The 18,992-nt window shown below is 45.7% G+C and carries 19 protein-coding genes and 1 other RNA gene; 19 read left to right on the top strand and 1 reads right to left on the bottom strand.

What is annotated here, in order from left to right; translation table 11 throughout:
• The 17 genes from A3773_RS06035 to A3773_RS05955 all read left to right on the top strand — a co-directional run bounded on the left by A3773_RS06035 (nucleotide 1) and on the right by A3773_RS05955 (nucleotide 12,112).
• Nucleotides 1-531: a hypothetical protein gene (locus tag A3773_RS06035; RefSeq protein ID WP_067984090.1), complete on the top strand. Its 531-nt coding sequence runs from the start codon at nucleotides 1-3 to the stop codon at nucleotides 529-531.
• A 138-nt stretch (nucleotides 532-669) separates the two neighbouring features.
• Nucleotides 670-1,302: a hypothetical protein gene (locus tag A3773_RS06030; protein ID WP_156473446.1), complete on the top strand. Its 633-nt coding sequence runs from the start codon at nucleotides 670-672 to the stop codon at nucleotides 1,300-1,302.
• Between the two features lie 14 nt (nucleotides 1,303-1,316).
• Nucleotides 1,317-1,808, top strand: coding sequence for a hypothetical protein (locus tag A3773_RS06025; RefSeq protein ID WP_067984084.1), 492 nt, complete (start codon nucleotides 1,317-1,319; stop codon nucleotides 1,806-1,808).
• Nucleotides 1,809-1,836: 28 nt separating this feature from the next.
• Entirely contained in the window at nucleotides 1,837-2,409 is a 573-nt protein-coding gene (locus A3773_RS06020) for a hypothetical protein (RefSeq protein ID WP_075109493.1), read from the top strand.
• A 28-nt stretch (nucleotides 2,410-2,437) separates the two neighbouring features.
• Complete coding sequence (locus A3773_RS06015) at nucleotides 2,438-2,995, top strand: hypothetical protein (RefSeq protein WP_067984080.1); 558 nt, start codon at nucleotides 2,438-2,440, stop codon at nucleotides 2,993-2,995.
• A 12-nt stretch (nucleotides 2,996-3,007) separates the two neighbouring features.
• Nucleotides 3,008-3,898, top strand: a complete 891-nt coding sequence (locus tag A3773_RS06010; protein WP_067984078.1) for a coiled-coil domain-containing protein — start codon at nucleotides 3,008-3,010, stop codon at nucleotides 3,896-3,898.
• Nucleotides 3,899-3,925: 27 nt separating this feature from the next.
• Nucleotides 3,926-4,573 carry a hypothetical protein gene (locus tag A3773_RS06005; RefSeq protein ID WP_067984076.1) on the top strand — a complete coding sequence of 216 codons (648 nt, stop codon included), beginning with the start codon at nucleotides 3,926-3,928 and terminating at the stop codon, nucleotides 4,571-4,573.
• A gap of 10 nt (nucleotides 4,574-4,583) precedes the next feature.
• Nucleotides 4,584-5,696, top strand: a complete 1,113-nt coding sequence (locus tag A3773_RS06000) for a PASTA domain-containing protein (RefSeq protein ID WP_067984074.1) — start codon at nucleotides 4,584-4,586, stop codon at nucleotides 5,694-5,696.
• Between the two features lie 2 nt (nucleotides 5,697-5,698).
• Entirely contained in the window at nucleotides 5,699-6,277 is a 579-nt protein-coding gene (locus A3773_RS05995) for a PASTA domain-containing protein (protein WP_067984072.1), read from the top strand.
• Between the two features lie 9 nt (nucleotides 6,278-6,286).
• Nucleotides 6,287-6,595, top strand: a complete 309-nt coding sequence (locus A3773_RS05990; RefSeq protein ID WP_067984070.1) for a hypothetical protein — start codon at nucleotides 6,287-6,289, stop codon at nucleotides 6,593-6,595.
• A 92-nt stretch (nucleotides 6,596-6,687) separates the two neighbouring features.
• A complete protein-coding gene (locus A3773_RS05985; protein ID WP_067984068.1) occupies nucleotides 6,688-8,118 on the top strand; it encodes a hypothetical protein in 1,431 nt (476 codons plus the stop codon).
• A gap of 65 nt (nucleotides 8,119-8,183) precedes the next feature.
• Nucleotides 8,184-8,542: a transfer-messenger RNA gene (gene ssrA / locus A3773_RS05980) on the top strand.
• A gap of 194 nt (nucleotides 8,543-8,736) precedes the next feature.
• Entirely contained in the window at nucleotides 8,737-9,960 is a 1,224-nt protein-coding gene (locus A3773_RS05975; protein ID WP_067984066.1) for a tyrosine-type recombinase/integrase, read from the top strand.
• A 58-nt stretch (nucleotides 9,961-10,018) separates the two neighbouring features.
• Complete coding sequence (locus A3773_RS05970) at nucleotides 10,019-10,807, top strand: DUF6387 family protein (RefSeq protein WP_156473445.1); 789 nt, start codon at nucleotides 10,019-10,021, stop codon at nucleotides 10,805-10,807.
• 89 nt (nucleotides 10,808-10,896) lie between these two features.
• A complete protein-coding gene (locus tag A3773_RS05965) occupies nucleotides 10,897-11,088 on the top strand; it encodes a helix-turn-helix transcriptional regulator (protein WP_067984062.1) in 192 nt (63 codons plus the stop codon).
• Between the two features lie 2 nt (nucleotides 11,089-11,090).
• On the top strand, nucleotides 11,091-11,540 hold the full coding sequence (locus tag A3773_RS05960; protein ID WP_067984060.1) for a hypothetical protein: 450 nt from the start codon (nucleotides 11,091-11,093) through the stop codon (nucleotides 11,538-11,540).
• Nucleotides 11,540-12,112 (top strand): helix-turn-helix domain-containing protein, encoded by a 573-nt coding sequence (locus A3773_RS05955; RefSeq protein WP_067984058.1) that lies wholly within the window; start codon nucleotides 11,540-11,542, stop codon nucleotides 12,110-12,112. Before A3773_RS05960 ends, A3773_RS05955 begins: the two co-directional genes overlap by 1 nt.
• 1,161 nt (nucleotides 12,113-13,273) lie before the next feature.
• Here the strand turns inward: A3773_RS05955 and A3773_RS05950 are convergent.
• Nucleotides 13,274-14,074: an ABC transporter substrate-binding protein gene (locus tag A3773_RS05950; RefSeq protein ID WP_067984055.1), complete on the bottom strand. Its 801-nt coding sequence runs from the start codon at nucleotides 14,072-14,074 to the stop codon at nucleotides 13,274-13,276.
• Nucleotides 14,075-14,192: 118 nt separating this feature from the next.
• Between A3773_RS05950 and A3773_RS05945 the strand changes: the two genes are divergently transcribed.
• The gene (locus A3773_RS05945) at nucleotides 14,193-17,198 is read left to right on the top strand and encodes a sensor domain-containing protein (protein ID WP_067984054.1); all 3,006 of its coding nucleotides are present in this window, start codon (nucleotides 14,193-14,195) and stop codon (nucleotides 17,196-17,198) included.
• A gap of 283 nt (nucleotides 17,199-17,481) precedes the next feature.
• Complete coding sequence (locus tag A3773_RS05940; RefSeq protein WP_082800552.1) at nucleotides 17,482-18,966, top strand: diguanylate cyclase; 1,485 nt, start codon at nucleotides 17,482-17,484, stop codon at nucleotides 18,964-18,966.
• Nucleotides 18,967-18,992: the final 26 nt, after the last annotated feature.

Here is an 18,992-nt window from a genome sequence, read left to right as displayed (position 1 = left end):
ATGGATGCCAAACCCAATACATTCGCGAAGGCACTAGAAGAGATCGCCTCGCTGTTAAAAAGACGACAGTACGAGCCCGCAGTACAAGCCATTCATGTACTTAGCCAAGCGGCAATGCGGCAAAACATTCAACTAATATTGCAACGCTACTTGGCCGAATTGAGCATGGAATCTTTAGAGCTGTGCGGGCAGCTGAACACCGCGCTCGACATTTGTGAACACAGCCTAGCCCAATACACAGACGCGCCGGATGAACTGTCAGCCGAAGCCCAAAAAGACCTCATTGCACTTGAGATGAGAAAACTGTGTTTGCTGATAAAACTTGATATGCGTAATCAACTCAGCACACAAAACAAACACCTTCTGTCGCTCTGCAATGCTCAACAACAAACCAGTTTGCAACCCGTAATCAATCGTATCAACCGATATAGCAGTGCATCCTCTGGCCGTTTAACACAAGAACAACAAAGCTTGGGGCTATTCCATCTCTCCGACCAACTTGTTCGGGAGGGCGCAAAAGCATTTAGTTAGCCCTATCAGCTTTTGCGCTGAAACGAATGTATACATTGCTGTAGAAAGGATTTCTCTTACTGCATACCCGCAGTAACAAACGCAATTGATCTGTATAGATCAAGCGATTAGCTCCGCGCTGATCAAGAAAGGGAGAGTATGATGAATTTTGATAATGAAGTCGCCGGCATGACACCGGGGCAGGCCCTCATGGACGTGCCTATCCCTAAACTGATAGAGAACACAGCCAAAGCAATTGCCTCCGCACAATATGAGCTTGACGCAACCTCAGTACGCGCCGCCACGCTCCTTAGTGAAACACAAGTCACCTTTAACGATGCCCAAGGCGTACCTCGCGACAGGAGCTTACTTGAGCTCGGTTTTATCCCACAGTTCTATCACTTCACTGAAACAGAGATGGAGTTCAAAGTTACCATTTCAGTACGCGTTGAATCTGGGATAGATATTGGTGGTGAGCTCGAAGCAGGTACACAAGAAAACTCAAGCTTCCCTGTCGCATTTGCAGGCAGCATCTCTTTCGACCTACACCACAAATATGAGTTTGATATGGAAGCCGTCTCCCGTATTAAAACCACCATGCGCTCAGTACCACCTCCACAAGCATTTTTGGATGCGATAAAAACACACGCAGCCAACGGCGGTGGCCGTATTTCAGCCGAGCCAAACCCTGCGCCATTAGTTGACCCTATTCCGGTTAACCCAGCTGATAGTGATACACCTGCAGATAACGACACACCGACCGACAATGGCGACACGGATACCGACGGCTAACCTGGAGCACTAAAATGTCACATAACAAAGTGATGGCAAGTTTAGAACAATCTCCACTGCCCGGTCTCCTTAACCAATTAGGTACGGCTATCGCATCAGCGCAGCGTGAGCTTGATCTCAACTCCATTAATATGGCGATGCAACTCGGCGATGCTGAAGGTCACGGTGTCGATGTCGGTAATGGCGAAAAACAATCGCTGATTAGCCTTGGCTTTGCCCCCGTGTTTTATCACTTCACCGAAGCCACCATCGATCTAAAAGTATCCCTCTCCTCTTCAACCACCACAGAAGCCAGTTTTGGCACCTCTGTTATGGCCGGAGGAACCGCCTATTTCGTCATGTTTGCTGCAACCGTGAGCGCATCCTTCAGTAGCAAGTACAGCTTTTCTTCTGAAGCAAGCAGCTCAATTACAGCACGTATTTCATCCATTCCACCGCCAAACGCTTTTCAAAACTGGCTTGCCAGTCGGCAATCAACCTCAACCAATAATGATACTAACGAATAAATTAGCGCATATTTACAGGAGTTAAATCATGTCAAACATAGGAAGAGATCTACTAAATGTCCCCATGGGGGAGATGATCCGAGAGATGGCTTTCGCCATTGCCGATGCACAATATGAACTCGACCAAGCCAGTGTACATGTAGCCCAAATGATGGGCGGACGATTACCTATACTCGATGACAACGGCAACATCACCGGCACAGAAGATACGCGGGTTTATTTTGGTAAAGATGAAGAGGGTAAATCACAAAAACTCAGCATGATGGAGCTCGGTTTCTCGCCGACCTTTTACCAGTTCACCAACAATATTATTGAAGTAAAAATTGCGATCAAAATGTCCCGTGAAATTGAACGTACAACCACAACCAATAGCAGCCGAGACAACTACAAAAAAAGCTCAAGTTTCTTTGGTCGCTTATTTGGCAGTAAAACAAAAGTGGGGACAACCACCGTCGATGCCACCTACTCAAGCAAATACAACTACAGCGCTGAAGGGGCCAGTTTACTGCGCTGTAACTTAGTCCCAATTCCTGCACCGGCTATGTTTGAAGAGCGTGTTCGTGCGCTACTCGATAATGACAACCTATCCGATGAGACCTAATGTCAAACTAATATAGGAGCAATAGATTATGCCTCGCAGAAGCATTGGACGTGAATTGAGTGATGTCCCTTTTGGTGAAATGATCACCGGTATGGGAATGGCGATCGCAGAAGCACAATATGCCATGGATGAAAGCGGTCTACGCCTTGCCCAGATGATGAGCGGTGAATATGAAGTCACCGAAATAGATCCCATTACAGGCACCACATCCGTCACCAAAAAGGAATCCCTTGTTCATTTTGATGGCCAGAAAATGTCCTTAATTGAACTTGGTTTCACCCCAACATTTTATCAATTTACCGACACCACCATAGAGATAAAAATCTCGATCAGTTTTACCGAACAGTCCGAGTTCGAACGTAAGAGTTCGAGCAAATCGGTAAGCGCGACAGCGACCGGTTTTATCATAGGCGCACATGCCAAAGTGAGAACCACCTCCGTCAGTGCTCGCTATGCCAACAAATACAACTACTCGGCAGAAGGCTCTAGCTTAATGCGAAGCCGCATTATGCCGACACCGCCCCCTGCCGTTTTAGAAGAACGCATTAGGGCGATTGTTGAACGTAACAAACCTGACGCAGAGTAAGAAGTCGAAACGATGAGTGATTATCTAGACTGGAACGACCTGCTGGAAGAGGAGGGTACCCCCTCCCCTCTCTCTTCGCCTGCACTACCTGGCGACAGCGATAAAAAGTCACTCTCAGACCTACTTCAACTGGATCAGGTTTCAGATGAGCTAAAACAACTCATCGCTCACCACCAAACCCTTGAGCAGGAGATGGGTCAGTTATTAGGCCGATCAAAAGCAGAGGAGAACAGCTGGGACAGCTTACGTTTCCCCATGCCCGTTCACACAGCTAAATCACGCCTAAAAGACAAGCAAGCGGTAAAAATAGAACTACTACAAGCCGAGCAGAAAAAAAGGTGGCTGGAACAATTAAAGCTAAAACGTAAGCAAGAAGAGAAAAAAGAGAACCAAGCGAAAGCCCTAAAGATGGACCAGCTCATTCGCAAAAAAATTGAGCATAAAAACAAACAACAGCGCCAGCAAAAACTGGATCAGCTAAAACGTGAGGCCCTAAGTCAACAACAGTTGCAACGACAACGCAACGAAGCATTACAGCGAGAACGGCAGCAACGCCTCGCGCAACAAAGACAGGACGCATTAAAACGTATTGCCGCTGAGCAACAACGTATAGAGATGCAAAAACAGCAAGCGCAAAAAGTGGCATTAGAAAACAAACAACGTTTAGCCGACTACCTACTACGGGAAGAAAGGCTCAAACAAAAACCGATCGATTCTGCACTCGACACTAAAAAAATGACGGCGGATAAAGAACTCGAACAACGGCAAAACAGACATCAAGAACGCGTAGCTCGCAGAAAAGAAGAAGAGCGCCAACAGCAGCTAAACGATGAGAAACGGCGACAACGCGCACTGCAAAAACACATGGACAAGCGAGCTGAAAGTGCCCGCTGGGGATTTTAGATCCAATGAATTGGTGGAGTAGATAACATGTCAAATCAGGTTGCCCAAGGGCAAAATTTAGATGATTTCCTGATCAACTTGGCTGACGGCCTAACCCAAGCGCAAAGTCGGCTTAATCGCGCACCTGTACTCAATGCATACGGTCAAGAGGCACTGGTTTACCATATTCCCAAAATGGAATTTGAGCTAAAGCTAGATATGACCTCAACCTCATCATCGAGCGCAAAACAAAGCAGTAAAACAAAACTGGCGTTTAGGCCATCATCACCCACAAACCAGACCCAAAGCGCCAGCAGTGTCATTCGCGGCGTCATGGTCGCCACCCCTATAGACTCAGGTCGCCCAACCCCGGTCATCATATTATCAGCGGAAAAATCATCCACCTCCCGCGTCAAATTAGAAGTACGTGGCCGCAACAGTTTAGGAGAGCCGTTAAGTAACAGTGTGGTCGAAATAAATATCGACCGCGAACTCTCCGCAAAGCTCAACAAACAGGAGCAGCGAGGCGGGCTAAATAGAGGGACTCAGCTCAGTTTGGCCACATTAACACTGGACGCCCAAGGCTACGCCTCATGCCAACTCAACATAGCCAAGACCGAACCCAAAAACCAGATTATCGCCATCAGCGCCGACCTGTTTTCGCAAACCGAAACACTGCTATACAGACATCAATAGGAGATAAATAATGGCACTGACAATTACAGCCAAACTTCTTGATAGTAACGGCAAAGCCTTAAACAATGCCACAGTAGATGTCTGTTTCTACGCGGCAAACGGCCGTATAAAAAGTATAGCCTCAGGAAAAACCCTAGCAAATGGTCAATTTAAAGCCCAAAGCAGCACGAAAGTAAGTGATTACTTACCACGTGTACTTCTTCGTACCTTGCATAAGAACAACTGGTTAAATCTCACCAACACACCTAAAAGCTACAGCAGCAGCAAACTGGATTTTGGAAACGTAAAAGTCAGCTTCACCCCCGTTCTAACCGTTGCCAACACCATCTTTCATACGATTCCATCATCAATAACTGGCGTCACAACTAAAGCTAACCCCGAAAGCCTAAAACAACTAAACACGCTTAAAGTCTCTAATCAAACACTCGAAAAACAGCTACAAGCCAGTAAAAAAGCGGAATCTACGCTAAAACTTGAAATTGACCAGTTACGAAAGGTCACTCAAAACCCAAAAATAGACCCTGCCCTAACAAAGCAACTGTCGACGCTTCAGCTACACAACAAAAACCTAACCGAACAGCTCAAAGGCAAAGAGAACCGTATTAAAGAGCTCGAACGAATCGACCCCAATGCCAAAGCAACCTTAAAAACAGAAGAGCTCAGTAAAGACGAAATGATCTCATCCGCCATGGCCGCCCTGAACAAAGCGGACCATGACAATAACGGGCGTTTCCAGTTAAAAAGTGCACGCATGGATCTAAAAGTACTGCCCGGCAGCAGCAAAGACAAAATACGACTGGTTAAAGACTCGAACAGCCTGACCCTAATTGACCCCGCCATGCTCTCAACACTGATACTCGACTTAGACGTGCCAGGCCATCAAGAAACGGTTACGCCACACAAAACCAAAATGCCGGATTTAACAGGCTACACCCGCAGCTTGGCAAACCGAAGACTCGAAGAGATGCAGCTCGATGCCCAGTGGTACAACCAGCAACTGACAAAAGAGCAACAAAGTGAAACCGGAAAAATTATTAGCCAAGCGCCAAAAGCAGGCGCTGCAATCGATCCCGACACTGAAATCATGTTAATTATCGGGGTTTCCCCCAGTACAGGAGCTTAAACATGTCACAAAAGAATATCTTTCAGGATGTGTTAGCAGCACCCCTTGGTGACATGGTCGCCGAAATTGGTACAGGCATCGCAAATGCTCAGTACGCCATCGATGCTAGAACACTTGAGAACATGAAGGAAATCTACCGCAGTGATGACGAAACCATCACTGAGTTAAGAAACATCGGCTATCGCCCAACATGGTATGTCATTCCAGAGGCCACCGCTGAGATCAATATGGCGCTCTCACTTAGACAAACCTTAGACAGCAATGGTAAAACAACTACTGAACTACAAGGCACCACGGTCGATGCAAGCTACCAGAATCAATATGATTTTAATGTACAGGCCAGTAGCAAACTAACCATTAAATTCCTACCGGTGCCCGCCCCCACACAGGTGGATGATCTTAACATTGTCCCGAATATAATCGGGCAACCTTTAGCCACCGCAAAAGTGCTACTCCAACGCTTAGGTATTAGTTACAACTTCAGCCCTAAAAACGTATCTGATAGCAAAATCGTCACCACCACCGATCCTCAGGCAGGTGAACTGATAGAAGCTGATCAGGTCTTAACCCTAAAGATTTAGCGAGTGTATATGATGAATATTTCAGCCCCTCAGCTCGCTAACCTGCTACGCCGCCTTGCCAACCCATCGCAGCAACCCGCACAAAGCCCAAACGGATCGAGCCCGCCAACACCCAATGTCGAACAACTATTAAGTTCACTTGGCACTACATTTTCCGACCCTAGACAAAACGACGTAGCCGACAGCTCAGCCTTACAGGGTTCCCTACATAAACTAAGTGCTTTAAGTAATTTAGACGCGTCCCAACTCAGCTCACTGTCTGAGCAATTAACACCGAGCATAGAGCGCGCCATTAATAATGGACAGATAACTGACTAGCTAAAACGAAACATTTTCAGCACAACATTGATGGATCAAATGCAGTAAAAAACGATAAAAATTTTGGCTATAAATCGCCATAAGGAGGCAACATGTGCAATCCAGGACACGACGTTTCGGCCGCCCTATCCCGCGCCGGTAGCGATGGTTTAAACAACCGAATTACGCCCCAACAATCACTCACGATTAATGCATTTGATCGCATTGTCGCCACGCTTAGTGCGCACCCTATTGATGAGGGTTACTTCTGGGATTCGGTTAACAGCCTTGAACACTACGTCGACCATACCGATTCATTTAACCGAGCCCTTCGCGCCCAAGCATTTAGAACCTTTGCGGCCAGCCACACTCAAGACCAAGTCAACAATAACATCTGGAATGCCATCGGACGCCGCTACGCGAACATGAGTCAAGATCATCGGGGCACCCTTAATGTATTCCTACGCGATAAAGTTAGAGACTCGTTAAGCGGTCAACTCGCCTGGGAAACCCACTCCCAAGCGGTCAGCATGATGGATCAAGCAGTTAGATCACTCAATGCGCTGGCATCTAATGAAGCTCAACTCAGCACATGGAGAGACCGTCTAAGAGCCATGGTCACCTCATCCAACCCAACCACGCAACAAGCAGGACAACAGCTGATGGATGGGCTAGGAATAGAATCAGTCGTCGCCCTCGACAGCAGCGATAGAATGGCAAGCGGCATTCGCGCCACCAGCCGCCTTATAACTGACACCCTCGAAAACTTTCGTATTATCGCCCCGCAAAACTTGTTTAAAACTATCTCCCAGCTTCCCGGCGCAAAAGAGAGCCTTATCCGCTCACTCGGCGCGAGCCAAAGCAGCTTTATTGTTCTCTGTATCAATCAAGCCGTCAGCCGAGGTGAATCACAACTCAGTACCGAAAGTTGGGTACGGTCAATTTCTGGTATCACGGCCGGCATAGCGGTAGGTATCATTACAGGAGGGGCAAGCACGCCTTTAGTACTAGGCCTACTCGCAGGGGCTAGCACCAGTGCTGTCATGGGTCTCCCCGGTTTACTGCAATCTATCCGCGCAGTCGATGAAGCCCGCATTGGCGAAGCCTCTGGTATCATGGACGACCAAGCCATAGAGCGCGCAACCTCGTCTCAAAACTGGTCTACCGGTACTTACATAGCCGGCATATTAATTCCTAACGGTGTGGGAAGCTTCATTGGCCAAACATCAAATGTAGGAGGCCAGATTGCCGGCGCGACCTTATCTACTATTCTAGAAGCGGTCGGCGCTTTGGCCCCCTCAAGCCGCGAAAGCGCAGGCTTCACTGCCCTTTGGGAAAAGCTTAATTCGATGACACCCGAAAAGCGCGAAGAGCTCTCAACCGCCTTCGATACCGTTATGGAACAGAAAAATATTCCACAAAGCGCCAGACCTGCGGTACTTGCCGCCTTTGTTGAAAATAACTTAGCCTCACTGGATAAAACCGCATCAAAAGCGAGTAAAGACCTAGAAAGCTATTGCGACCAATTAGGTCGTCAGCAATAGATAAATAAATTTATTAAAGAAAGACTTAGGCACAAACGGAAACAACCGCTATAATACGCACATCTGGGGATGACTTGGCTTCGACGCTGATTACAAAACCTTAGGTGCATGTCGAGAATGTAGTGATTCTCGTAAATCCCTCACTACACAGTTATAGTTGCAAACGACGATAACTACGCTCTAGCCGCTTAAGCCGGCTTGTGCCGCTCCTTCAGGTGTCTGTAACTAAAGGATTTTGCGGTATCATTCGAGACAGAATCGCCCGGACGCTTTGCTTCAAGCCGAACGGTTAAAACTAAAGAAGCTCGCCCATAACACCCTGGCTCTCGGGTCGTGACGGGTTAATTAAATAGAGAAGCCTAAACATGTAGATCTTGAGGCGGAGGATTGACGGACGCGGGTTCGACCCCCGCCATCTCCACCAAACGCAAATCCTGTAACTTCCAAACAGGTCCCGCAGGCCTTGAAATACCAAGGCTTGCGGTCTATTCTCTCTTCCTATGAATTCCATCTTATACCCCCAACTACAACACGTATCTAGGGGTACATCTGGGGGTACTTTATACCCCCAAAAGTTGGTACCCCCAAAATCGGATATTTCCACAAGAGGGCGTGGGTATGCCGCTGACAGTAAAAGAAGCGCAAGCAGCAACTCCAAGAGAAAAGGAATACAAGCTATCTGACGAAAAAGGCTTGTTTTTACTGATCAAAACTAACGGTGCTAAATACTGGCGCATGAAGTACCGCTTCCAAGGGAAAGAGAAGCTTTTATCATTTGGCGTATTCCCTGAAATAACACTAAAGAAAGCCAGAGAAAAGCGTGACGAAGCCCGTTTACTGTTAGCTGACGGTATTGACCCATCCGCCCACAAGAAAGCAAACAAAGCCTCTGAGAAACTACGAGCCACTAATTCTTTTCAGTCTATTGCTCTTGAATGGTTTGAAACACAACAAAGCGATAAAACCCTTGGATACCAAAAACGAGTTTTACGCGCCCTAGAACACGACCTATTCCCTTCTATTGGCGATACCCCCATAAACGAAGTAACAGCACCCATGCTACTTGGAGCCCTTAGAAAGGTCGAAGATCGAGGCGCAATAGAAACCGCCCACAGAGATAAACAAATTGCTGGGCAAGTGTTCAGGTATGCCATTGCTACCGGACGAGCTGAACGAGACCCCACCCCCGATCTAAAAGGGGCCTTAAAACCAGCTAAAACCAAACACTTTTCAGCGATCACCACACCAAAAGAAGCTGGTCAGTTAATGGCCGCTATCGACCTATTTCAAGGCACTGAGGTAGTCCGTTCAGCACTAAAGCTTTCAGCTCTCTTCTTCTGTCGACCTGGCGAACTTCGTCACCTCAAATGGTCCGATATAAACCATGATGAATTACGCATTGAGCTGGTGGCAGAGAAAACCCACCAGCAACATATTATCCCATTAAGTGAACAGGCTATTTCAATACTTCAGGACCTCCACCCCATCACAGGTAAGGGAGAATATATTTTTCCATCCGCCCGTGGCCGTAGTCGCTGTATGTCTGAAAACGCAATCAGGGTTGCCCTTAGATCAATGGGCTATGACAACGACACCATGACCCCTCACGGCTTCAGAGCAATGGCCCGAACGCTATTAGATGAAGCATTGAACTACCGTGTGGAATGGATAGAGCAGCAATTAGCCCATGCGGTTAAAGACGCCAACGGGCGAGCCTACAACCGAACTAAACACTTAGAACAACGTACCGAAATGATGCAACGTTGGGCCGATTACTTAGATCAGCTTAAAGCTCAAGCGTTGGCGGGTAACGTTATTACTGCCAACTTTAGGAAGGCTTAGCGATGAAACGTAAAACCACCTCAAAGCTGTTACCAAAAAATAAGCATGGAAAATGAGTATGGAATATTTATCTATTCCTGACTGGTTCAGTTTATCTAAATATGATGCTCTAAAAAGCTATACGCCAGTGGATTGGTTTTTTGCCTTAAGTGACAGGCGATCAGCATTAAGGGAAGTAGAAACTGGGACGCAGGGAATCTTTGTGGAAGGGTTCCTGAATCATTTAAACAACCCATTACAATTCGAAGTTATAACCAGAAACCCTGAAAAGCACGATGTTTTTTTTACTTCACCAATTCAACCCGTTCGAACTAGTTTCGTTCATGTTATGGGACAGCATATTATCAAGGAAAGAGGCGAAACAGAAAGCGAAGGGATTACAAATAAAGGCCCCTATAGAGATAACGGAGGGCACGATAGACGACAATGTATTGATGATTATATTTATGAACACGCTAAGCACGGAAGCATGCGCATAGGCTATATGTGCTACCCGTATGACGAACACTACATGAAGGTTGATTTATCACTTCCAAATACAACTTTAGAAAAAGCATTTAAGAAATATATTAGACAATTAAAGTCAAAAGGCCCAAAAGCAAAAACCCCTTCAATTGGCAACAAACTGCAAAACCTTAGCCGATACTATGTTTTACCTATTTTAGATCTACTCATATGGCAAGAAACACAAAATCACACAATAAAACCTAGTGAAGTTGCTAGGCTTTTGAGCGTGGATTACGACAAGCTTAATGATGTTTACATATCTCTTGCTCGAGAGGCTATCAGCGAGCCGTTTCTTAGCGACCTACGCAGTCATATATCTATAAACCAAATACATACCTAAAAAAAATGATCACTTTTTATCTGTACATCCATACAGTTTAGATATTTTAGTATTAGCTCTCTTCCGATAACAACATAGGAAAGCAGAGCATGACTATTCGAATTCTAAGACGCCCTGAAGTTGAAAAGCTGGTGGGATTATCCAGAAGCACTATCTATTCAAGACTCGAGCAAGGAACATTCCCTCAGCCAGTACCTTTAGGTGGGCGATTAGTTGGCTGGCTTGAGCAAGATATTCAGGATTGGATCAAAGCACGCATTGAAGAAGCAGGGGGGGCGTAACGATGAATAAGCCAGCAACTCCTACCACAGGTGCCACCAGAAAAAACAATCAAAAAAAGTCTACCTCAACCCCTACTAAGCATGAACTATGTATTCATGAATTACTGAGGGCCGGAACTAATGGTATCAATCAACTGATAGTCCTGAACACTTATCATGATACCTGTCTAAACACGACAATTTCTGAACTTGGGTTAAAGCGAAAGCTAATAATTGAACGCGAGAAACGACCACATATAAATACATCTGGTGGTAATAGCCCATTTTGCTGGTACTGGTTCCCAAGTAAAAGAGAAGCAGAGCAGGCTTTAGAGATGTTAAATCAACTACGAAGCAAGCGTGGAGAACCCCATTTAGATAGGGCTGAAACCACGAGCTTATTAGCTCAATACCCGTCCGCCCTTACAAATCCCGAACTGCCCCTATCCGTAACAGCTAAGGACCTGCTTTGATGGGCTATTTATCACAAGATCACATCATGGAAAACGTTAGGCTTAAACATGGACCAAAAATGGTTTTATTAGCCATCGCCAAACATGTGAACGATCAAAGAGAACACCTTGAATGCTGGCCTAGCACTTCAAGACTTGCCAAACTTTCCGGAATGAGTGAGAGAAATATCCCTCGGATACTCAAAGAGCTAGTAAAGCTAAAATATATTGATGTCCTTGAAAAAGGAAAGGGGAAGAGGTCCACAAGATACAAACTCAATATAGATTACCGTGAATCAGCGGGTGCTGTAGGGATGACAAAATGTCATCCCTCACCAACTCAGGCAAACAAATCTAAGGGTGACAATTTGTCTTTAAGGGGTGACAGTATGTCCGAAGGGGTGACAAATTGTCATCCCTGCCCTGACACCATGTCACCCGAATCAAGAATAGAATCAAGAATAGAATCGATAAGTGAAGTCGTTCAGCACCAGCCACAAAACGAATCCATACACTTACCGACAGAGACATCAAACACAGTACAAAAGAAAACGGCACCACCGTCATGGGACGAACTAAAGAAGGCTCTCTAATAGCTACAGCCTGCCTTTCAAGCGTTTCAGGTTCGTGGTGCTTTTTACTCTATACAACCAACTAAAACAAAACGTAATAACGGTTACTCAACATGAGGAACCGATCATCTACAAACACATAGGCACATAGAATCAGCGAGCGTACACAATAAGGTATGGGGGGGGATAGAATCTCTATACGCTTACAACTCGGACACCGCCACTGTAGATAGATTTTTACATGGACAAAATTAAAAATTAAATCCAAACGAGACCAAAGCAACGTAGCACTAGCAATGCAACATTAACACCAGCCCCCTAGTAGGTTCTTCCTACAACCTTAAAACCATGCGAGGGCGTAGACCCGCCCAGCGGATACAGTCAGTAAATTTATAAGACTTTGTGACATCCACCAGCGAATTCATTTTTTAAAAAGAAAGCAGCTAATAAGTAGGTAGCCATACAAAGCTGGGGGTACATTTGGGGGTACAAGCACAATAAAAAACAAGCATATCTATTTTAAAACATGTAGTTATAAAGGTTATTCGTTAGACGCCATCCCACCAAATACCGCAAAAAGCCCCGTTAATCGGGGCTTTTTGTTATCTAGCCTATCTCAAACACTCACACACAACTTCGCTCCCACGCTCTGCGTGGTAGCCGATGCTGACTTGCATTCCCACGCAAGAGCACCGGAACGAGGTGAACCTGAATCTCGACCTGACTCCCACGCTCTGCGTGGTAGCTGATACTGACGTGCATTCCCACGCAGGAGCATGGGAACGAGGTGAACCTGAGTCTCGACCTAGCTCCCACGCTCTGCGTGGTAGCTGATACTGACGTGCATTCCCACGTAGGGGCATGGGAACGAGGTGAACCTGAATCTCAACCTAGCTCCCACGCTCTGCGTGGTAGCCGATGCTGACTTGCATTCCCACGCAGGAGCAGGGGAACGAGGTGATCCTGAATCTCGACCTAGCTCCCACACTCTGCGTGGTAGCTAATGCTGACGTGCATTCCCACGCAGGAGCATGGGAACGAGGTGAACCTGAATTTCGACCTGTCTCCCACGCTCTGCGTGGTAGCCGATGCTGACGTGCATTCCCACGCAGGAGCATGGGAATGAGGTGATCCTATCTCACACACTGCGTTCTACGCTTAATGCGGTTAGGCCATCACCTTTTAATCATTCACAACAATTTCACTCAGGCCGTTTTTTTCAGCGAACGCTGCAAGTTTGCCGGTTTGTTTCATGGTTAACAAAAAGGCATTAACCTCCGCCAACCAATCTAGTTCACCTTTAGGTACAGCATAGGCATATTCAGTGGGTGCGAGTGGTTGCTTCGGTTTAAATAGCACCGCCCATGAGGTGAGCTGTGTCATGCGTTTTCCGTAGGGGTAGTCCGCCATAAATACGTCGGCCCGGCCACTCAGCACCTCTTGCTCCCGCGCTTTAAAACTATCCACAACGGTCACTTGGGCGTTTTTAATATAGCGTTTTATAACGGGCTCCATAAAGGTGCCCTGCTGCACAACCACCACATGACCATGTTTATCGATATCATCCCAGCTCGCTATATACTGGTTATCTTTTACCCCAACCGCGTAAATACCACTCACCAGGTAAGGGGTAGAAAAGGTCATATAGGGTTTACGGTTGTCTCTTATCCCAATACCGTGCATGGCGATATCGCAGGCATTGTTCGCTAAGTTCTCTATTAGATTTGAAAAAGAGCTCTCAACAAACGTCAGCTTTACCCCCATTGAGACGGCGAATTCCCTCGCCATATCGATATCGATCCCCTCTAAACGACCGGTCCGAGGATTCTTGTAACTAATGGCAAAGTAGTCAGGCCAGTAACAAACGTTAAGCTCCCCTCGTTCGATTATCTGCTCACTTCGAACACTGGCGGCAGTCGTATGTGTGAATAACAGGATAGTCAGGAGTACCACCAGATGAATGATTTTATGCCCGAAATACATTACAACTTAGCTCCAAATAGCCTTAGGTTATATTTTTTAGCGCTCACTGCTTTTGGTAAACACAACAAGATATTTCTTCGTTATACTACCAAGGTAGTTATTAGCGAGCTCAGTCTGCATGAAAGATTATAAAGTCATAAACCCTCAATCCATTTCAAACTGGATCTTTGCAGGTGTTTTAAGCTCAATCTTATTAATTGGCAGTGTACTTTGGTTTAGCCTCATTCAAAGCATCACTGAACGAACTGAACGCTCAGTCCTTCACGCTCGCATGATTGAAAGCACAGTGACAAGAACCTTTGAGGCACTGGAGATCAGTTTACACTCGTTATCTGATGATTTAAAAGGTGGCGAGTTAAGCCCCTCTCATCTACAAAGCCTTCGTGAGAAAGCCCTCAAAATTTTAGCCTTTGCGCCCCAGCTTAGGCAGATCGTCATCGTTAAAGATAGCAACACCCTCATTGATACTCAGCAGTCCCAGCCTCAAAATATCAATTTAAGTATCTTAGGCTTACAAGCCCCCTCACCCCATGCGTATTCGTTAGGCCTTCATATTGGCACCGCCCTCCATGGTCGGTTTTTACCCCTACGCGATTCATACCCAGACGAGTCAATAAAACTAGAGTTTATCCCCATTGGCTTTTGGACCCGAACTAACGCGGGTGAAAAGGTACTTATCGTTGCAGCATTTAACTCACACTACGTAAAACGCTATATCACTGACTTACAGCTCGATGATAACAATCAGGTGTATTTAACCGATTTTCAGGGAAACGCTCTTCTCCAGACAGGCCTGTATGGCCCGAATAGAGAGAATGTTATCGCTCACTTAACGACTATTTTACATAGCGGAAAGGATGAAGGCGTCAGTACAACGGCATACGATATCCTCCCCCTCAACATCACCACGACTCGTCTACTAACCAAGTACCCTCTCGCCGTATCGATTGTCACCGATTTTAAGGGTTCATTTGCTGTATGGATCGAGCAAAAACGCATCTTTTTATTAATATTAGGCGCGGCAATCGCAACACTGATTATTGGCACGGTCTACATCGTCAGAATCAATAACAGTGCGCTAGAAATGAAAGAGGAAGTACACCTGTTATCGGAGGTGGTCGAGAATAATCCTACGGTTATTATCATTACAAACCGCGAAGGCCAGATTCAATATGTGAACAATAGTTTTGAAGCGATTTCCGGATACAAAAAGGACGAGGTGCTAGGTCAAACCTCGCGTATGTTTAAGTCCGGCGAGATGTCAGAACAAGAGTACGCGGCAATGTCTCGCACACTTAACACCGGTAACAGCTGGCACGGAGAGCTACAGAGCAAACGTAAGGACGGGCGCTTTTATTGGGAAAGGGCATCCATCAGCCCTCTGATTAATGATCATAACGAGATCACTCATTTTATTGCATTAAAACAAGAGATCACCGAAGAAAAAGAGTTCCAAGACAAGCTACGTTTAGCCTCTGATGTTTTCAATACGGCGGCCGAAGCGATATTAGTTACGGATAAGAATAACCGTATTCAGATGGTGAACCCTTCGTTCCAAAAAATTACGGGCTACTCTGAAGCCGACGTTCTGGGTAAAACACCCTCACTGTTAAAATCAGGAAAACATAGCCCCGAGTTTTATGAAAATATTTACAACCAACTCAAGACCCATCACCTCTGGGAAGGTGAGATTTGGAATAAGCGTAAAAACGGTGAAGTGTATCCCGAATGGCTGGTTATCTCCTCCCGCTTTGATTTAGACGGTAATATCGAGGGCTATGTTGCTCTCTTTAGTGATATTACGAAACGAAAACGTGACCAAGCGGTCATTACCCACCAAGCCAATTACGATGCCCTAACGGGCTTACCGAACCGTAACCTTTTTGAAGACCGGCTAATCCAATCTAAAACCCTCTGCGATAGAAATAAAACAGAAGCCGCCCTTCTTTTTCTCGACTTAGATCGTTTTAAGTATGTGAATGACACCTTCGGTCATATTGCAGGCGATACGCTCCTTAAATTAGTCGCAACCCGCCTCACCGCCTGTATTCGTAAAAGTGATACCGTCGCGCGATTAGGCGGCGATGAATTTGCAATTATTATCCCCGAGCTCAGCAGCGCCATTCTGGTTGAAAAGATTGCCAAGAAAATATTATCAAGCTTAACCGAACCCTTTGTCTTAGATGGCAACCACGCATACATCTCATGCAGCATTGGTATCGTGGTGCATACAAATGACAACATTTCATTGGAAGAGCTGATTTATAACGCCGACAGCGCAATGTACAAAGCCAAAACCAAAGGCCGCAATCGCTACGAATTTTTTGATGAAGCATTAAATGCCAAAAATAGAGAGCGTAATTTACTTGAAAAAGATATCTACTGCGCCATCGAACGAAACGAGTTTCACCTCGTCTACCAGCCTATCTGGTCCATTGATGGGCAGCATATACACTCAATTGAGGCCCTAATTAGGTGGCAGCACCCGACCCGTGGACTCATCTCCCCCGCTGACTTTATACCGATCACAGAAGAGTCCGGACAGATCATCGCAATCGGCGAATGGGTCATTAAAGAAGCCTGTAAGTTTGCGCGCAAAATTAGCTTAGAAGGCGGTACCCCTCCCTCAATCAGCGTCAACATTTCAAGCGCTCAGTTTATGAAAGGGGGCGTTGTTGAAATCATTAAAAGAGAACTCGAAAACAATAACCTAAAAGGGGCCAACTTAATCGCTGAGATTACTGAAAATCTTTTACTTTCCGACCAGGAAGATATCTATTTGCAACTTAAAAACATTGTTGCACTGGGCGTTGAGCTGGCCATAGATGATTTTGGAACGGGTTATTCATCACTCAGTTATCTAAAAAAATACCCCATTAAACGACTAAAAGTTGATAAAATATTCATCGATGAGATTGTCACTGATGTTGATGATCTGGCCTTAGTGTCGGGCATTTTATCGTTAGCCAATTCGTTATCCCTATCAACGGTGATTGAAGGGGTCGAAACCCAAGCACAATTAGCCACACTGAAAAAATTAGGCTCCCCAATGATACAAGGGTACCTCTTCTCACGGCCGGTTAAAGAAGAACAAATGCTTGAGCTACTAAGAAACAATGTATAACGTAAACTAAGTGATACATTATGATGACTAAAACCAGCACGACGCGAGCTTAGTCATCGCCCTATAGATATTCTCAGCTAGCTAACAGGCTGAAAGCCTATTGAGTAGGGCACCATTGACTCAGCATGGCACACTAGATCAACACGCTTAACCCCACATATTAACGACGTATTCGTTAATAATTATTGAACCGCTACTACAATATAATTATTGTAGATAAATCAGATATACAGGATGCATATCTCGTTGAGTAATAACAGCAGGTTAATCACCCGGTTAAACCATGGATAGTGGACGCATTGTAAGCTTCACATTTATCCTAATGAGCGCTTTGATGGTCATGGCGGGACTGTATTTAAACATCAGTCACCAAGATTCGTTCGCCTCGTTAATACTGATCGCTGCTGGCACTAGCAGTTTATTACCCCATTATTATTTTTCTAAAAAAACGCGCCGGTTACTCTCCAACAACACAGAACAACAACCCGACAAATCCTTCCAAGACACCTTCGAGAAGGCGGCTATAGGGCTCGCCCATGTTGACAAAAAAGGCCGTTTCATCCGTGTTAATAACAACCTTTGTCGTTTTTTAGGCTATACCGAAGACGAACTACTCGCTACAACGTTTCAAGCCCTTTCATTACCGGAAGACCTAGAAGACAGTTTTCGCTGGATAAGAGCGGCTTTGGCGGGGGAAGAGGTTGAGGAGTTCTCTAAAATCAAGCGTTACTACCATAAAGATAAACGTTTAATCTGGGCAAAACTCACTACAATACTGGTTAAAAATGAGCGCGGCGAACCCGATTACTTTGTCTCCTCCATTCAAGATATAGCCGAGCTAAAAAGCACAGAGATGCTTCTTCGCCAATCAGAAGAGAAATTTAAAACGATCGTAGAGGCGGTCTCTGATGAAGTTGTCATCTGGATGTCGACCACCGGCATGCGTGAGATGCTTTATGTAAACCAAGGTTATGAGAAACAGTGGGGACGCTCGGTCGACTCCCTCTATCAAGACCCAAAAAGCTTTTTAGATATTGTTCACCCCGACGACAAACAGGCCGTCGAAGAGATCTTTAGCCTCAGCCCTGACAGCAACTGGAATATCGATTTCCGTATTGTTCGTGACGACGGTGAGATACGCCATATCCATAATGTCGGTTTTGGTATTATACAAAATGGCGAACCCCTCTTTCTGGTTGGTTCCGCGGTCGACCGCACCGATATTATGAACCGTCAGCAGCAGCTAGATGAGTCCCTACTTAAATTGGAAGCGGCCTACAAAGCGTTAGAAGAACTGTCTCAGAAAGATGGCTTAACGGGTGCTTTAAACCGCTCAGCCTTTATTGAGCACTTAAGCGATGCTTATGAGCGCTTTAACCGTTATCAAACCCCAGCAACCTTAATTTTTATCGACCTGAATCAGTTCAAAGAGATTAATGACAATCACGGGCATATTACCGGCGACAACACCTTGGTCACGTTAGCGAAGGTATTATCCGCTAACATTAGACAGACCGATGTATTAGGGCGCTATGGCGGTGATGAGTTTGTTGTGCTGTTAAATAACAGCTCAGCCAGTGACGCTAAAGAGTTTTATACACGAGTGGGCAATAGTATTGACGTGACCTGTAACCTCTCAGGTACACCACTTTCTATCGGGATCTCCTATGGGGTCTATGAGATCGACTCCAGCATCACTGATATTCAACAATGGATATCCCACGCGGATATCTCTATGTACAAAGACAAAGAGACACCAACGCGCTGAAGCGCCGTAAACTCTTCAGTAAAATA

It is taken from the genome of Neptuniibacter pectenicola, assembly GCF_001597735.1.
Taxonomy (GTDB): domain Bacteria; phylum Pseudomonadota; class Gammaproteobacteria; order Pseudomonadales; family Balneatricaceae; genus Neptuniibacter; species Neptuniibacter pectenicola.
Note: the sequence above shows the minus strand (reverse complement) of the source record. Positions and strands in the feature narration are given on the sequence as shown.

Excerpts from the sequence above, each read along its gene's own strand:
- A3773_RS06015 (WP_067984080.1), top strand. The coding sequence starts at position 2,438 with ATGCCTCGCAGAAGCATTGGACGTGAATTGAGTGATGTCCCTTTTGGT.
- A3773_RS05995 (WP_067984072.1), top strand. The coding sequence starts at position 5,699 with ATGTCACAAAAGAATATCTTTCAGGATGTGTTAGCAGCACCCCTTGGT.
- A3773_RS06020 (WP_075109493.1), top strand. The coding sequence starts at position 1,837 with ATGTCAAACATAGGAAGAGATCTACTAAATGTCCCCATGGGGGAGATG.
- A3773_RS06005 (WP_067984076.1), top strand. The coding sequence starts at position 3,926 with ATGTCAAATCAGGTTGCCCAAGGGCAAAATTTAGATGATTTCCTGATC.
- A3773_RS05975 (WP_067984066.1), top strand. The coding sequence starts at position 8,737 with ATGCCGCTGACAGTAAAAGAAGCGCAAGCAGCAACTCCAAGAGAAAAG.
- A3773_RS06010 (WP_067984078.1), top strand. The coding sequence starts at position 3,008 with ATGAGTGATTATCTAGACTGGAACGACCTGCTGGAAGAGGAGGGTACC.
- A3773_RS05990 (WP_067984070.1), top strand. The coding sequence starts at position 6,287 with ATGATGAATATTTCAGCCCCTCAGCTCGCTAACCTGCTACGCCGCCTT.
- A3773_RS05940 (WP_082800552.1), top strand. The coding sequence starts at position 17,482 with ATGGATAGTGGACGCATTGTAAGCTTCACATTTATCCTAATGAGCGCT.
- A3773_RS05945 (WP_067984054.1), top strand. The coding sequence starts at position 14,193 with ATGAAAGATTATAAAGTCATAAACCCTCAATCCATTTCAAACTGGATC.
- A3773_RS06030 (WP_156473446.1), top strand. The coding sequence starts at position 670 with ATGATGAATTTTGATAATGAAGTCGCCGGCATGACACCGGGGCAGGCC.
- A3773_RS05950 (WP_067984055.1), bottom strand. The coding sequence starts at position 14,074 with ATGTATTTCGGGCATAAAATCATTCATCTGGTGGTACTCCTGACTATC.
- A3773_RS06025 (WP_067984084.1), top strand. The coding sequence starts at position 1,317 with ATGTCACATAACAAAGTGATGGCAAGTTTAGAACAATCTCCACTGCCC.
- A3773_RS06000 (WP_067984074.1), top strand. The coding sequence starts at position 4,584 with ATGGCACTGACAATTACAGCCAAACTTCTTGATAGTAACGGCAAAGCC.
- A3773_RS05960 (WP_067984060.1), top strand. The coding sequence starts at position 11,091 with ATGAATAAGCCAGCAACTCCTACCACAGGTGCCACCAGAAAAAACAAT.
- A3773_RS05955 (WP_067984058.1), top strand. The coding sequence starts at position 11,540 with ATGGGCTATTTATCACAAGATCACATCATGGAAAACGTTAGGCTTAAA.
- A3773_RS05965 (WP_067984062.1), top strand. The coding sequence starts at position 10,897 with ATGACTATTCGAATTCTAAGACGCCCTGAAGTTGAAAAGCTGGTGGGA.
- A3773_RS05970 (WP_156473445.1), top strand. The coding sequence starts at position 10,019 with ATGGAATATTTATCTATTCCTGACTGGTTCAGTTTATCTAAATATGAT.
- A3773_RS06035 (WP_067984090.1), top strand. The coding sequence starts at position 1 with ATGGATGCCAAACCCAATACATTCGCGAAGGCACTAGAAGAGATCGCC.
- A3773_RS05985 (WP_067984068.1), top strand. The coding sequence starts at position 6,688 with ATGTGCAATCCAGGACACGACGTTTCGGCCGCCCTATCCCGCGCCGGT.